Below are 15053 nucleotides of genomic sequence, written 5' to 3' on the forward strand. Positions count from 1 at the left end.
CATGCTGGAAAGAAGAAAAATTACCAGCCGCCCGTCACATCCAAAATCGCTCCTTGTATATAGCTGCTTTCTCCAGACAATAAAAAAGACACGATAGCAGCGACTTCTTCAGGTTTCCCTGCTCGGTTGATTGGAATATCAGCAATGGTCGCTTCTTTGTCAGTAGTACATAGATGGTGAGTCATTTTTGTGTCGATAAAACCCGGACTAACAGCATTGACAGCAATTCCAGAAGGTGCGACTTCCTTTGCAAGTGCTTTGACAAAACTATTTTGTGCACCTTTCACTGCTGAGTAAACCACTTCATTACTAGCTCCCTGCTCTCCCCAAATGGAGGTAATAAATATAATCGCACCTTCCTGTTTCGTAATCATACTAGGAAGGAGATGCTTCGTAATGAGCCACGGTGATTTCACATGTAACTGCAGCATATCATCCATTGTCTGTTCTGGTGTATTTTGAAACAATCCATAATGGGCTCTACCACTTGCAAAAACAACTCCATCAATGGTAAAGGAGAGAGCTTCCAAGAACTGCTGACAAGACGTATTTTTACTTAAATCTGTTTGGTAAGTCGCTAAAATGGACTCTGGATATGCTCGACAGAGTGCATCAATAGCTTGTTTGTTTGTATGAAAATGAAGCAATAATTGGAAGCCTTGGTCCAATAATTTTCGCGCAATTGCTGCCCCAATATCTCCGCTTGCCCCAACAAGAAGAATTGTTTTCTTCATGATGATTTACTCCGCTGCTATAGTACATACAGATAGTCTTTCTTCATCTATCCAAGAACGCATAAATTGTTTAGCGTCATCCAATGTAAGCTCACGAACAGCTGGTAATAATGTAAAGAAGTCGATTCCTAATAAATGATAATGCGTATAAGCATTTGCTATATTCTCTAGTCGATTCATCATGCGCAATAACTGACCTATTTTTTTCTTTTGGATGCGTTGAAATGTTTCTTCGTTTAACTCTCCTTGTTGAATACGTAACAACATGGATTTTAACCGGTCTGCAAATAGATTCGGTTCATTTGTATTGCTGCCAATTAAAACATAGCCAAAGTCACGGTCGATATTTGCTTCAAAGAAAAAGCTGTCATCAATCAGATTTTCATTATAAAGCTCTTCATAATATGGACCTCCTTTGGAAAAATAGTAGTCCAATAGCATATCTTGGAGCAGGTCTTGTGTTAACAGATCCTTTGGTGAGAGTTGATGGTTCATCCGTTTTATCCCTATTGTACATTTTGGTATCGATACAGGCATTGTTATTTGTTTTTCCTTCATCGCCACCGCTTCAGGCTCCTGAGGGAACTTTCTTTTCAACTGCTCCATCTTAGCAAACTGTTTTTTACTTTGATTTTCTTTGATCAAGTGTCCCATTTGTTCAGGTTCAAAGTTGCCAGCAATGAACAAAATCATATTTTCCGGATGATAAAAGGTTCTGTAACATGTGTATAAATCTTCTTTCGTGATTTGATAAATGGATTCTACCGTACCAGCAATGTCTACATTAATGGGATGTTCTTTAAACATTGCTTTAATTGTTCCCATAAAAGCTTGCCACTCCGGCTGGTCATCATACATCTTAATTTCCTGAGCAATGATTCCTTTTTCCTTCTCCACCGATTCATCCGTAAAATAAGGATCTTGCACAAAGTCAATCAGTGTCTCTACATTCTTTTGGATTTGATCGGTCGCTGTAAATAGGTAAGCTGTTTTCGTAAATGAAGTGTAAGCATTAGCAGAAGCGCCCTGTTTCGAAAAATCTTGAAACACATCTCCAGTCTCACTTTCAAACAGCTTATGCTCTAAAAAATGAGCCACTCCTTCTGGGACAGTAATCACTTCATCCTTGCCAATTGGGGTGAAATGTAAATCAATGGAACCATAATTAGTCGTAAATAAAGCATGCGTTTTTGCCATTTCTGGTTTTGGCAATAAAAAGACAGTTAATCCATTAGCTAGTTTTTCTATATACAATGTTTCATCAATGTCACGATACGTATGCTTATTCATTGGAAACCCCTTTCTCTGCCGTTAATAAATACGTCGTATCCTCTTGTAATTTTTTTGCCACAGCAATAATTTCTTCCTTTGTCACCTTATTTACTTGGTCTATAAAGTGAGCTGGTGTCGTTTTAACACTTGCTAATACCTGCTGATATAAAAATTCAATGGTGCCTTGAGAGTGGTCGAATGTCTCCAATAGCTGGTTGGTAATCAGCGCTTTTGCCTCGTCTATATCTTGCGTTGAAAAATCGCCTTGTTTCATCGCTTCCATTTGTTGTTTAATAATGTCCCGTGCTTTTTCAAAATCTCCAGGTGCAATACCACTAAATACGAATAACAGTCCTTTGTGACTCTCGATTCGAGAAGCAGCATAATAAGCAAGACTATTCTTTTCTCTGACATTAATAAACAATTTTGAGCTAGGAAAGCCACCAAAAATTCCATTCAGTACATGAAGCGCATAATATCCTGGATCGCCAAATGTCACATTCGTACGATAACCGATATGTAGTTTTGCCTGCTGAACTTGATCCGTTTCCACAACCTGCTTTGGTGTGATATTTCTTTTAGCCGGATTTACAACCTTTTGCTCGCTTTCTGTTCGATATTCATTTTTTTCTATTAGTTGAAATACTTTCGCTATCGTTTCTTCCATCTCTTGCTCCGACAGATCACCTTGGATGTAAACATCAATCTGGTCATTCCTTACAATTTGTTGGTAATAAGCATAAAGACTTTCACGAGTCATCTCTTCCAGATCATCTAAATAACCATGCACATGGAGCTGGTAAGGTTCCCCTTCGCACATTTCATCAATCAAACGAAGGTTTGCATAACTCATTTTGTCATCTTTTAATGTACGTATTTTTTGTTTTAGCGTTTCTTTTTCCCGTGTAAATATATTTTTAGCAAACCCTTTTTCATCTGCATTTGGGTTGAATAGTACATCATAAAGCAATTTCAAGCCTTCCTGCAATATCGAAGAATTTCCCTCTATAAATTTTTGATTAGCAATATCCAGGCGCAAGCTAATAATATGCTTTTCTCCTTTTTTAGCTCCATCCATCGACAAGGAAGCACCGTAGAGTTCATCTAGTTTAATTTGCAGCTGTTGTTTCGATGGATATTGTTTCGTTCCTTGTTTTAACACATACGGTAGCAATGCTCGTTTCGTTATCGTTTCCTTTTCTAAAGGTGCTTGCAGCTTCAGAACAACGGTCACTGTTTTATACTTTTTATTCGGAATGAAATGAACGTTAAAACCATTTATAACTTTTACTATTTCCGTTATTTCTTGCATGATAATCCTCCCTTAACCAGACTTTTTCCTTATTCTGCTCCTATTTTTCATTCGTCATCCATTATAAAGCAAAAAAAACCCGCTTGCGACTATTATACGCAAACAGAGTTTTTTCTTGAAAGATAAGAAAGTATAAAAATTTTGGCTTTGGGATACCGCTATAACCGAAATAGCCACGTCCGGCTTAAGCGCCCAGCAACTAGGCGACTTCACGAAAGCGCCCTACGATAAGTCATCATCGGTTCGTGGTTAAGAGGAAGGCCGACTAAAAACGGGCTTACCGCCCGACGTCGACATACTCCTGTTGCAGGAGCATGTTTCCCAAAACTTTAGTTGCTTCGCTCCATTCGCTACGTTGCTAACCTGGCGTCCTGCTTTTGTTTCTTACCGGTTCCCTTTTATATATGGTACACCATTCGCCTTTGGTGCTTCTGCACGACCAATGAACCCAGCTAACGCTAAAATGGTTAATACGTATGGGGCAATAAGTAAAAATACTTGCGGTACATCTGCTAGTAATGGAATACCACCGCCAATGACACTTAAGCTTTGAGCGAAACCAAAAAATAGTGCGGCTCCCATTGCGCCTAGTGGATGCCATTTTCCAAATATAACTGCTGCTAAAGCCATAAACCCTTGTCCGACAATGGTTGCATGCGAGAAGTTTAAGGCAATCGTTAGCGCAAAAACAGCGCCTCCTAATCCTCCCATCGCTCCAGAGATAATAACAGCGATGTAACGCATTTTATAAACATTAATACCATTCGTATCAGCTGCCATTGGATGTTCACCTACAGCACGTAACCGTAATCCAAAAGGTGTTTTGTATAACATATACCACGCAATGAAAGCGAATAAGATAGCGACATAAGAGGTCGGATAAATTCCTTGGAAAAAAATGCGCCCAAGGAATGGGATATCAGCAAGGATTGGAATATCTGTCGTATAAAAAGGTTGTGAAACCATATCCGTTTGTCCTTTATCATACCACTGCTTTGTTAAAAAAATTCCGATACCTAATGCCAAAAAGTTGATTGCTACACCACTTACAACTTGATCTGCATAAAATGTAACTGAAGCTACAGCGTGGATGATGGCAAAAATAGCACCAACTATCATAGCAGCAAGAATAGAAATCCACGGCGTCCAAGAACCAAATACGTCACTAAATGTGAGGTTAAATACAATACCAACAAATGCCCCCATTACCATTAAACCTTCTAAACCAATATTTACTACTCCTGAGCGCTCACTGAATACGCCGCCTAAAGCAGTGAAAATGAGCGGAGCTGAATAAAAAAGCGCAGTTGGGATCACCGCTTGCAATAATTCCATAAAGCTCATTTATTTCCCCTCCCTTTTAAACCGGAGTATGATCCACCTAATGAGGTAGCTTGAGGCAACAAAGAAAATAATCAAGGCAATAATAATATCTACTAGCTCATTTGGAACACCTGCTTGTGTTGGCATATTTAATGCCCCTACTTTTAATGCACCGAATAAAAATGCTGCGAGGACAACACCAAACGCATTATTTGCTCCTAAAAGCGCAACAGCAATTCCGTCAAATCCAATATTGGAAAAACCAGAGCTAACAGTCATATTTCCATATGTTCCTAAACCTTCCATCGAACCTGCTAAGCCTGCAAATAAACCTGAAATAAGCATGGCAAGAATAATATTTCGTTTAACACTCATGCCTGCATATTTGGATGCATGCTTATTATAGCCTACTGATTTCAGCTCAAAACCGAGCTTTGTCCGTTCAATCATAAACCACATCACCAAGGCTGCAACCAATGCAATAAAAATCCCATAATGCATTCTTGAAAAATAAGTGAGATTTTCTAACCATTCAGAAGCCAGGGAAGCGGTCGGTGCAATCATGTCTGTTTTATCAGCGTTTTCAGTCAAGACATTACGAATAATAGCATTGGAACTATATAACGCAACATAATTTAGCATAATTGTCACGATGACTTCATGTACACCAAGCCCCGCTTTTAATAATCCAGGAATAAATCCCCATAATGCGCCAGCGATTGCTGCAGCAAGTAAAGCTAACGGCAAATGAATGTAAATAGGAGCATCAACCGTTGACCCTATCCAAACAGCTGCCAGCCAACCAACAATAACTTGACCTTCTGCACCAATGTTAAATAGACCAACTCGGAATGCAAAAGCAATGGCTAACCCTGTCAGTATATAAGGGGTTGTCTGACGAATCGTTTCGCCAAAAAAATATAAATCTCCAAACGCTCCTTTAAATAAAGCAATGTAACCTTGAATTGGATTATAGCCAAAGGAAAGCATGATCAACGCCCCAGCTAAAAGACCAATGAAAACAGAGATAACTGGTACGAGGATGTTAAACCACTTATTTTGCATCATGACTCTTCACCTACCATTTCGCTTCCCGCCATCAACAAGCCCAATTCTTGCTCGTTTGTGTCTTCTGGATTTAAATCTGCTACAATTTTTCCATCGTAAATAACGGCTATTCGGTCACTAACATCTAAAATTTCATCTAATTCAAAGGAAACTAATAAAATTGCCTTGCCTTTATCGCGTTCCTCAATCAATTTTTTATGAATAAACTCGATAGCCCCTACATCCAGCCCTCGCGTAGGCTGTGCTGCAATTAATAAATCAGGTGATCGATCGACTTCTCTGGCAATAATTGCTTTTTGTTGATTTCCACCAGATAAAGCACGCGCCTTTGTGTGTACGCTCGGTGTTCGTACATCATATTCTTTAATTAATTGTTCTGCTTTTTGAAAGATTTGTTGATAATTTAACACTTTGTACCTTGAATAAGGACGCTTATAATACGTTTGCAAAACAAGGTTTTCGCCAATAGAGTAATCCAGAACAAGTCCAAATTTATGCCTATCTTGGGGGATATGTCCTACCCCACTCTCGGTTACTCTACGAGGGGATAAATTGGTAATCGACTTATCATTTAATAAAATGTTGCCAGCATTCGCTTTTCGTAAACCAGTGATGGCTTCAATCAACTCACTTTGGCCATTTCCGTCTATTCCAGCAATACCTACTATTTCACCCGCGTGAACAGTTAAATTTAACCCTTTAACCATGTCTATTTTTCTGCTGTCTTTTACAAATAAATTATTAATCTGAAGAGTCGGTTGCTTCGGGTTGGCTGGTTGCTTATTCGTTTGAAAAGAAATATCTCTTCCAACCATAAGTGAAGCTAGCTCAGTTGTGGTTGTATCTGCCACATGGACAGTGCCAATCCCTTTACCTTTACGAATTACGGTACAACGGTCACAAATTTCCATAATTTCTTTTAGTTTATGAGTGATTAGTATAATAGATTTTCCTTCAGCGATTAACGTTTTAAAGATTTCCATTAACTCAGAAATTTCTTGTGGTGTTAAAACGGCTGTCGGCTCGTCAAATATGAGGACTTCAGCTCCACGATAGAGCGTTTTTAATATTTCTACACGTTGTTGCATCCCTACGGAAATATCACTAATCTTAGCTGTTGCATCTACACGAAGTCCGTAGCGGTCTGATAATTCCTGTACTTCTTGTTCCGCTTGTTTTAAATTAATTCTTCCTTTACTAGTAGGCTCACTGCCAAGAATAATATTTTGTGTAACTGTAAATGGTTCTACTAACATAAAATGCTGATGTACCATTCCAATCCCTAAAGCATTAGCAATATTCGGGTCAGTAATGGATACTTTTTTACCCTTCACCCGAATTTCTCCTTGTTCAGGCTGATATAAACCGAACAACACATTCATCAATGTGGATTTACCCGCTCCGTTCTCGCCTAATAATGCATGAATTTCACCATGCTTTAACTGAATAGTTATATCATCATTGGCAACTACTCCTGGAAATTCTTTTCGTATATGCAACATTTCAATTATATAATCCATGAATGCCATCACTCCTTACCTATGGAAGCAGCTTTTTTAGTGGGAAGTATACAGTTTTGGTTTTAGAATAAAAAGGGGCTGGCTACTCCAGCCCCTTTTTTTTACAATGACTCTTCAAATTTCTTCAATTCTTTTCTTGTTTGTGGTACATCTAGCTCATTATTAGTGATCTTTTCTTTCCACTCATCTACTGCTGATTTGATCTCTTCCGTGAAAGCTTCTTCGTTCGTATCTGCTAGGTATACTCCATCATCTTTTAATGAGAATTCTAAAATTTCTCCGCCTGGGAATTCCCCACTCATTCCAAGATTGCTCACTTCATGCACAGATAAGTCCACACGTTTTACCATGGATGTAAAGGTTACATTATGATCGCCAATTTTACCCTCTTCATGCTGATCACGGTCAACCCCAATGACCCAAATTTCATTTTCTGGATTTTTCTTCTTCATATCTTTCGCCTGGTTAAACACACCATTGCCAGCTGCTCCAGCAGCATGGTAAATAATATCTGCACCATCATTATACATACGGGTAGCAATTAGCTTTGCATCGTCAGCGGAACTAAAGTCACCGACATATTGAATGTCCACCTTAATATCAGGATTGACAGATTTTGCTCCTGCAACAAACCCAACTTCGAATTTGTTTATTAAATCTGAATCCATTCCTCCGACAAAGCCTAGCTTATCTGTTTTTGTCTGTTCAGCAGCAGCCACCCCTGCTAAAAATGATCCTTCATGCTCTGCAAACGTAATACTCGCAACATTCGGCGCTTCAACAACAGTATCAACTATTGCAAAATTCGTATCTGGATTTTGTTCAGCTACTTTCATCACTGCATCTTGAAGTAAATAACCAACGGCAAAAATTAAGTCATAATCATCTCTAGCTAATCGTGTTAAATTTGACAAATAATCAGATTCATCATTAGACTGTGCGTAATCAAAGCCTTTTCCTTTCGATAATCCATGTTCTTTGCCCCAAGCTTGTAATCCTTCCCACGAAGACTGGTTAAATGACTTATCATCTACTCCACCTTCATCTGTTACCATCGCTGCGGAATAATCGGCAGATGTATCACTCTCAGCTGACTTTCCATCGTTATCGCCATTATTAGATTCCTTTTTATCACCGGAACCCCCACATGCGGCTAAAACTAACCCAAAGCTAATAAAAATGGTTAATAATAAGATTAACTTTTTATTTTTCAACAGAATTGCCCCCTTTAATAATTTTTACGATTTACTTTCTACCGGTCATCTTATTATACATTTTTCGAGCCGCCTCACCCCCTAAATGCAAGCGTTTTCCAAATTTGGATTTTTTGTTTTACGTACGCTTACGTAAAACATGGAAACTAAACATATCTGAGCGAAAATAGTTTGCTGAATATAGAACCGCTTCATCTTCAGCGGTATAGTGCATTTGCTTAAGCAACAGCAGTGTTTGGTCTGGATGGCAGTTTAAAATCTCATAGATACGTTCATGATATCCAATTGGTTCAATATAGGTAACCGCATAGGCAACTCGTTTATTTGCGTGGTCTTCCATTAACTTAAAAAAGGAATCCGCTTGATGAACACGCTCTACTGGAATTACATCTTCTGGAATCTTATCTACACAAAAAACGACTGGTTCACCATTAGCAGTACGAACACGTTCAATTTCAACTAATTGGTCCACTTGGTTAGGAGCAAATCGACTTTTTTCTTTATCTGATGCCTCTCGTATATCCGTAAATAAATATTCCGTTCCTGCTTTTTTTCCCGACTGCTCGATCATGTATGTTACACTTGTAAGCTGTTCAATTCCAGATGAAAATACAGGCTTTGGATTCACAAATGTGCCAACACCGTGTCTTCTAGTAACAATATTATCTTCTTCTAATATGCGTAATGCTTCTCGTAATGTCGCACGAGATACTCCTAACAGTTTGGATAATTGGAATTCAGATGGAAGTTTCTCATTTTCCTTATACTGACCACTCTCAATATCTTTTTTAATTTGATCTATGACTTGTAAATATAAATGCCTTGAATCACTCTTAATAGACAATTTCTTCACCTCAAACCCTATTTCCATTCTCTTGATATCTGACCTCTGACGTATAACTAGTATGTATTTTTATCATAGCATGAATGTAATAGGAAACAAATACTTTATCTACAAAATTCAACAAAAGGATTAATCTAGTTCACAATTACTTTAAAATTAGTAACTTACATAATTCCCCAAAGTTTTTTTCGTATATGGGGTGTTGTAAAACTCACCCTTTAAAAGTTGAATAATCTATACTATAACAAGTCGTAAGAAATAATAGACTAAGTGTTCTATTTGTTCATCTACCAATCCGTTGAGGATGAAAAAATCTCCGTGGTAGAAAATTTACTTTTATTCATACTTTAATTAAAAATTCTCATATGTAGGAGCCTAATTTCTGGTATACATACTTAAAAACTTAATAGTAATAAATATAAACCCACATACTCTTAAGAAAGGAAGCTGTATATTTTTTTGCTGAAATTCGATATCCAACCTTCATTCCAAATATTCTTTAACAACTTTTAATTTAAATTCATAGCTACATCTAGCCATATAAAGCACCCCAAACATTAGATTTTCTCTCTAACATTTGGAGTGCAATACTAACCGTAGGAAGCTTCCTGTGAGCTGTCCTGCTTTATTAACTTTGTTTAATGTGTAGAAGACTGTTCTTCTGGTGTTTGACTAATAAGTACGGTACGTGGCTTACTTCCCTCATATGGACCAACAATCCCGCGCTGTTCCATGGCATCGATAAGTCTTGCTGCACGAGTATAACCGATTCGAAAACGTCGTTGTAACATGGATACACTGGCACTTTGCATTTCCGTTATTAACTGCACTGCGTCATCGTATAACTCATCATCAACTTCTTCTAAAATTTCATTGACTTCTTCTGGAATCATTTCCTCTTGGTATGACGCTTTTTGTTGTTCAATACAATGATCTACAACACGTTCAACCTCTTCATCAGAAAGAAAAGCACCTTGCACACGAGTAGGTTTAGAAGTGCCGACAGGAATAAATAGCATATCCCCTCTACCTAATAATTTTTCTGCACCTCCACTATCCAGAATCGTTCTTGAATCTGTTGCTGAGGATACACTAAAAGCGATTCTGGATGGGATATTTGCTTTAATCACTCCTGTAATAACATCTACAGAAGGTCGTTGAGTCGCAATTATTAAATGAATTCCAGCAGCTCGCGCCATTTGTGCCAAGCGAGTGATCGCATCCTCCACATCGTTAGAAGCGACCATCATTAAATCCGCTAGCTCATCAACAAGAACAACAATATACGGAAGGTTCGGCTCTGGATCTTCAGCATACTGATTATGTTTGCGTATATATTCGTTGTAACCCTCTATATTACGTGTACCTGTATCGGAAAAAAGCTCATAGCGCCTTTCCATTTCTGCAACTACCTTTTGTAGAGCTCTGGAAGATTTTTTCGGGTCGGTTACAACGGGAGCAAGTAAATGAGGGATACCATTATAGACGTTTAATTCCACTTTTTTCGGATCAATCATCATCATTTTCACTTCATGTGGCTTTGCACGCATTAAAATGGTTGTAATAATTCCATTGACACAGACACTCTTTCCACTTCCCGTTGCACCGGCTATAAGTAAATGCGGCATTTTATTTAATTCGGCAACTATCGCCTCGCCTGAAATATCTCTACCAAGGGCAAATAGTAGCTTGGAAGATTGTTTCGGAGCAATGCTCTCTAAAACCTCGCGTAATGATACCATGGCTACTTCCTGGTTGGGTACTTCGATTCCGACTGCTGACTTTCCTGGAATAGGTGCTTCAATTCGCAAGTCTTTTGCAGCAAGAGCTAATGCCAGATCATCATGCAAGCTCACAATTTTACTTACCTTCACACCAGCATCTGGATATATTTCATACTTTGTTACAGCTGGACCTACATGTACTTTCGTAACACGTGCCTTCACTCCAAAACTGGTGAACGTATTTTCCAGCTTTCGTACCGTCGCCTGGATCTGCGACTTTTCTTGTTGTTGTGAATTATTTGCTGGTTCTGCCAACAATTGCATGGAAGGGAGAATATATTCATAGTTTTCCACTTCTGTCATCGGCATGTTTTCTATGCTGTCGTCCATTTTTTCCTGGGTTTGCTCTATCTTTGTCATGTCAGTTTCTGTGTCATCTTGCTGATTCGTCATCGTATGGTCAGTAAAATCTTGAATAACCGGTTCTGAGATAACTTGTTCTGTAAGCTCTTCCCCATTTTGCTCGATTTTAGGTTCATTCGCTTGCTTGGAACGTTTTGTGGTTCTTTTTTGTTTCCATGCAGCTTGCGTTCCTTTTATATTACTTACCACCCATTTCCAAAATTTGGCGAAAACATCGCCAATCGATAGCTCCGTCATAAAAATAATACCAATGAGGATCGAAAAAACAGCGACAATTTTAGCCCCAGTAAGAGAAAATAAATAGTAGGAGAACGTAAGCAACAATGCTCCAGCCATCCCTCCACCTAAATACTCTGCTGATAGTTGATTATCAATGTAGCTGGAATAGTTTTTCCATGTTGAACCAATAATTGATATTTGCTGGTTGTTAGCGATAACTTCATCAAACATTTGTGTATGGGTCATCAGCAGTACCCCACCAAATACAATATAAAAACCAACCATCCTTTTCGTCACAAAGTTTGGTAGTTTTCGCTTTACTACCAACTTAATACCTGTTATTAATAAAAAAACCGACGCACCAAAATACCAAATTCCTAGAAAGAAGCGAAAAAAATGTTCCAGCCCTCCTGGTATAGCACCGTCGCTAATGGCACTGGCGCCACTTCCAAATATCCCTAAAAAAATAAATAAAAGTCCAAGCAATTCTAGCTTCAATTGTTTCTTTAACTTGCTGCTGCGTCTCTTTTTCTTTCTTGCCATATTTTCACCTCAATCATTTTGGCGCAATTTATTTAGAAATGAAATACATTTAGTAGTCCGTTTTCCCTCAATCCTATTGGCAGAAGTCGAGATAAAATCAAAGTCAAGTTTCCGAACAAAGGCTCAGAGCGCCCGGTTAGCAACGTAGCGAATGGAACGAAGCAACTAAAGTTTTAGGAATCATGGTGAGGCACGAACCAATGATGACTTATCGTAGGGCGATTCGTGAAGTCGCCTAGTTGCTGGGTGCTTAAGCCGGACGTGGCTACTCTGTTATTCCGTTATCCCAAAGCATCAAATTTTATACTTTCTTAGCTCCTTAAAAAGGGAAAACACCTTTTCTGCCCAATACGTTGTTGAGGTAACTTTCTGGATGCTCGAAAAAGAAGCACACTTTGTCTACGTATCTCGTCTTCTACGATCGCTAACATACAGGTTTAACAATTCGAATTAGATATCGTCATCTTGCGCTTAGAAACCCTGCTTTGTGTTCGTGCGCTACAACTCGTCACCTAATATTGGAATAATCATTAATCAGAAAATGCTTTTTCCTCATCGAACTTTTGTAAGCAAAAACGCTGTAGAAAATATGTTCTGACTATGGAAAAACTATTGTAATCTATATGTATTACAGATATAATCAGCTTTCATATTCTACCTTATCTAGAGCGATTTTCAAAGTATAACCTCTTCTATCTAGTATATCATACTGTCAAATAGAAGACGTTTGAAATACAGCTCATCTCCTAAAACAAAAACCGCTTTCATTAGAGGTTCAAAAGCAGCTTTTGTTAAGATTTGTATCGATTTGATTTGTTAAACGTTTGTTTGGGAAATAATCGTCCCTGGGGACAATTGATGATTTAAAAAGTCCTGTGGATCTGTAGACAGCAGTTGAACAATTTCAAATGATCCGTCCGCTTTCTTTTCACAATACAATGATTTACCATTGTATGAAATCATTTGTCTTTCCGCATTGTTATTGGCGTTGTAAAAAACATCTTCCATGGATAGCGGCGTATAAATAATCATTGCATCACCTGCTGATCTTGAGTTCCATTCGTCTTGATCAATTCGTTCACTTTTTGCATAGCTTCCTTAACGCCGCCAACACCATCAATTAATCCATATTCTACCGCTGCTTTTCCAACAACATTCGTACCAATATCCCGTGTTAAGTTACCTTTAGCAAACATTAAATCTTTAAATTTTTCCTCGGTTATATTGGAATGGTTCACTACAAAATCGACGACACGATTTTGCATTTCGTCAAGGTATTCAAACGTTTGTGGTACGCCAATGACTAAACCGGTTAAGCGAATAGGATGAATGGTCATCGTTGCTGTTGGAGCAATGAACGAATAATCCGTAGCAACGGCAATGGGTACACCGATTGAGTGTCCGCCTCCAAGCACAATGGAGACGGTTGGCTTAGATATAGAAGTAATCATTTCTGACAGAGCCAATCCTGCTTCAACATCGCCTCCAACTGTATTTAACAAAACAACTAACCCTTCTATTTTAGGATTCTGCTCAATCGCAACTAATTGAGGTAATAAATGCTCATACTTCGTTGTTTTATTTTGTGGCGGAAGCTGTACATGTCCCTCTACTTGTCCGATAATCGATAGAACATGAATATTTGAATCTGGAGCTTGTGGTACATTAGATTGCCCTAATTGTTGTATCTTTTGTACTAAAGAGGAGGAATTGTTATCTTGTGTTTGGTCCTCTTTTTTTTCTGGCTCATTATTCATTTACGTACACTCTCCTCATTAACGAGTTATTCCTTTATTAGTATGAACATAACATCTATGGATCATGCAGAAAGAGGAATTTCTTTTAAGGATTTGCTATCTTGTTAAAAACTGATTAGTTCATTTATTAAATGAAAATTTAATACACCATATGTAGGCAGCCGAAATACTTAATATAGTGCAATTACACGAAAAGAAAATATCGGCTTTATTTGCCGATATTTTCTAAAATGGTCGCTAATTCTTTTTTTTCCTGCTGCGATAATTCCACAAGTGGCAAGCGCAGACCGCCAACTTCTATACCTTTCATACGTAATGCAGCTTTTACTGGAGATGGTGAAGGTGCCATAAATAGTCCTTTCATTACAGGAAGTAAACGACGATGCACCTCTGCTGCCTTTTGCGTTTTTCCTTCATGGAACAACTGAACCATTTGCTGCATTTCCTTTCCAATCACATGCGATGCTACCGAAATTACACCAGACCCTCCAACCGATAAGATCGGTAACGTTAAGCTATCGTCCCCACTATATACTGTAAAGTCATCCTCTGTTTGTTCAATAATTTGTGATACTTGATCAAGATTTCCGCTCGCTTCTTTTATCGATACAATGTTATCGATTTTACTTAATGCTACGGTTGTTTCTGTCGTAATATTAACAATCGACCTTCCTGGTATATTATAAAGCATGACAGGAAGTGATGTGTTTGCTGCTATGGTTTTAAAATGCTCATATAAGCTCCGTTGGTCTGGTTTATTATAATATGGTGTCACAAGCATAACCGCATCTACACCACAACATTCCGCTTCTTTGGTTAATGAAATAGAGGCTTTCGTATTATTTCCACCAGTACCTGCAATAACAGGCACACGTTTATTTACCTTCTTCACTACGTGTTGAAACAAACTTATTTTTTCTTCAGCTGTTAATGTAGGAGATTCACCTGTTGTTCCTGCAATGACCAATCCTTCCGTCCCATTTTCCAATAAGTAATCAATGAGTATATCTGTTTGCACATAATCAATCTTCCCATTTACATCAAATGGTGTGACCATTGCAGTTAATACATTACCAAAGTTCATTCTTATCACCTTTTTC

Annotated in this window: 12 protein-coding genes; all 12 read right to left on the reverse strand. The window is 38.3% G+C overall.

Features of this window, described 5'->3' with window-relative positions; genetic code table 11:
• Positions 1 to 20: 20 nt before the first annotated feature.
• Positions 21 to 734 (reverse strand): elongation factor P 5-aminopentanone reductase, encoded by a 714-nt coding sequence (gene ymfI / locus D1839_RS02430; RefSeq protein WP_120378298.1) that lies wholly within the window; start codon positions 732 to 734, stop codon positions 21 to 23.
• Positions 735 to 740: 6 nt separating this feature from the next.
• Positions 741 to 2024, reverse strand: a complete 1284-nt coding sequence (gene yfmH, locus D1839_RS02435) for an EF-P 5-aminopentanol modification-associated protein YfmH (RefSeq protein WP_120378299.1) — start codon at positions 2022 to 2024, stop codon at positions 741 to 743.
• Entirely contained in the window at positions 2017 to 3318 is a 1302-nt protein-coding gene (yfmF, locus tag D1839_RS02440) for an EF-P 5-aminopentanol modification-associated protein YfmF (RefSeq protein ID WP_120378300.1), read from the reverse strand. The genes yfmH and yfmF overlap by 8 nt, the downstream gene beginning before the upstream one ends.
• Positions 3319 to 3702: 384 nt before the next feature.
• On the reverse strand, positions 3703 to 4662 hold the full coding sequence (locus D1839_RS02445; protein ID WP_120378301.1) for an ABC transporter permease: 960 nt from the start codon (positions 4660 to 4662) through the stop codon (positions 3703 to 3705).
• Positions 4663 to 5709 (reverse strand): ABC transporter permease, encoded by a 1047-nt coding sequence (locus D1839_RS02450; protein WP_120378302.1) that lies wholly within the window; start codon positions 5707 to 5709, stop codon positions 4663 to 4665.
• On the reverse strand, positions 5706 to 7229 hold the full coding sequence (locus D1839_RS02455) for an ABC transporter ATP-binding protein (RefSeq protein WP_120378303.1): 1524 nt from the start codon (positions 7227 to 7229) through the stop codon (positions 5706 to 5708). The genes D1839_RS02450 and D1839_RS02455 overlap by 4 nt, the downstream gene beginning before the upstream one ends.
• 101 nt (positions 7230 to 7330) lie before the next feature.
• Complete coding sequence (locus tag D1839_RS02460; protein ID WP_120378304.1) at positions 7331 to 8443, reverse strand: BMP family lipoprotein; 1113 nt, start codon at positions 8441 to 8443, stop codon at positions 7331 to 7333.
• A 118-nt stretch (positions 8444 to 8561) separates the two neighbouring features.
• Positions 8562 to 9287, reverse strand: coding sequence for a GntR family transcriptional regulator (locus tag D1839_RS02465; RefSeq protein ID WP_120378305.1), 726 nt, complete (start codon positions 9285 to 9287; stop codon positions 8562 to 8564).
• A 638-nt stretch (positions 9288 to 9925) separates the two neighbouring features.
• Positions 9926 to 12196, reverse strand: coding sequence for a DNA translocase FtsK (locus D1839_RS02470; RefSeq protein ID WP_120378306.1), 2271 nt, complete (start codon positions 12194 to 12196; stop codon positions 9926 to 9928).
• Positions 12197 to 13012: 816 nt separating this feature from the next.
• Positions 13013 to 13228: a YlzJ-like family protein gene (locus D1839_RS02475; RefSeq protein WP_120378307.1), complete on the reverse strand. Its 216-nt coding sequence runs from the start codon at positions 13226 to 13228 to the stop codon at positions 13013 to 13015.
• Positions 13225 to 13953 (reverse strand): ClpP family protease, encoded by a 729-nt coding sequence (locus D1839_RS02480; RefSeq protein ID WP_120378308.1) that lies wholly within the window; start codon positions 13951 to 13953, stop codon positions 13225 to 13227. The genes D1839_RS02475 and D1839_RS02480 overlap by 4 nt, the downstream gene beginning before the upstream one ends.
• Positions 13954 to 14161: 208 nt before the next feature.
• Entirely contained in the window at positions 14162 to 15037 is an 876-nt protein-coding gene (dapA, locus tag D1839_RS02485; RefSeq protein WP_120378309.1) for a 4-hydroxy-tetrahydrodipicolinate synthase, read from the reverse strand.
• Positions 15038 to 15053 lie beyond the last annotated feature (16 nt).

Source organism: Roseburia sp. 1XD42-34 (genome assembly GCF_009917385.1).
Taxonomy (GTDB): domain Bacteria; phylum Bacillota; class Bacilli; order Bacillales; family Amphibacillaceae; genus Virgibacillus.

Excerpts from the sequence above, each read along its gene's own strand:
- ymfI (WP_120378298.1), bottom strand. The coding sequence starts at position 734 with ATGAAGAAAACAATTCTTCTTGTTGGGGCAAGCGGAGATATTGGGGCA.
- yfmH (WP_120378299.1), bottom strand. The coding sequence starts at position 2,024 with ATGAATAAGCATACGTATCGTGACATTGATGAAACATTGTATATAGAA.
- yfmF (WP_120378300.1), bottom strand. The coding sequence starts at position 3,318 with ATGCAAGAAATAACGGAAATAGTAAAAGTTATAAATGGTTTTAACGTT.
- D1839_RS02445 (WP_120378301.1), bottom strand. The coding sequence starts at position 4,662 with ATGAGCTTTATGGAATTATTGCAAGCGGTGATCCCAACTGCGCTTTTT.
- D1839_RS02450 (WP_120378302.1), bottom strand. The coding sequence starts at position 5,709 with ATGATGCAAAATAAGTGGTTTAACATCCTCGTACCAGTTATCTCTGTT.
- D1839_RS02455 (WP_120378303.1), bottom strand. The coding sequence starts at position 7,229 with ATGGATTATATAATTGAAATGTTGCATATACGAAAAGAATTTCCAGGA.
- D1839_RS02470 (WP_120378306.1), bottom strand. The coding sequence starts at position 12,196 with ATGGCAAGAAAGAAAAAGAGACGCAGCAGCAAGTTAAAGAAACAATTG.
- D1839_RS02475 (WP_120378307.1), bottom strand. The coding sequence starts at position 13,228 with ATGATTATTTATACGCCGCTATCCATGGAAGATGTTTTTTACAACGCC.
- D1839_RS02480 (WP_120378308.1), bottom strand. The coding sequence starts at position 13,953 with ATGAATAATGAGCCAGAAAAAAAAGAGGACCAAACACAAGATAACAAT.
- dapA (WP_120378309.1), bottom strand. The coding sequence starts at position 15,037 with ATGAACTTTGGTAATGTATTAACTGCAATGGTCACACCATTTGATGTA.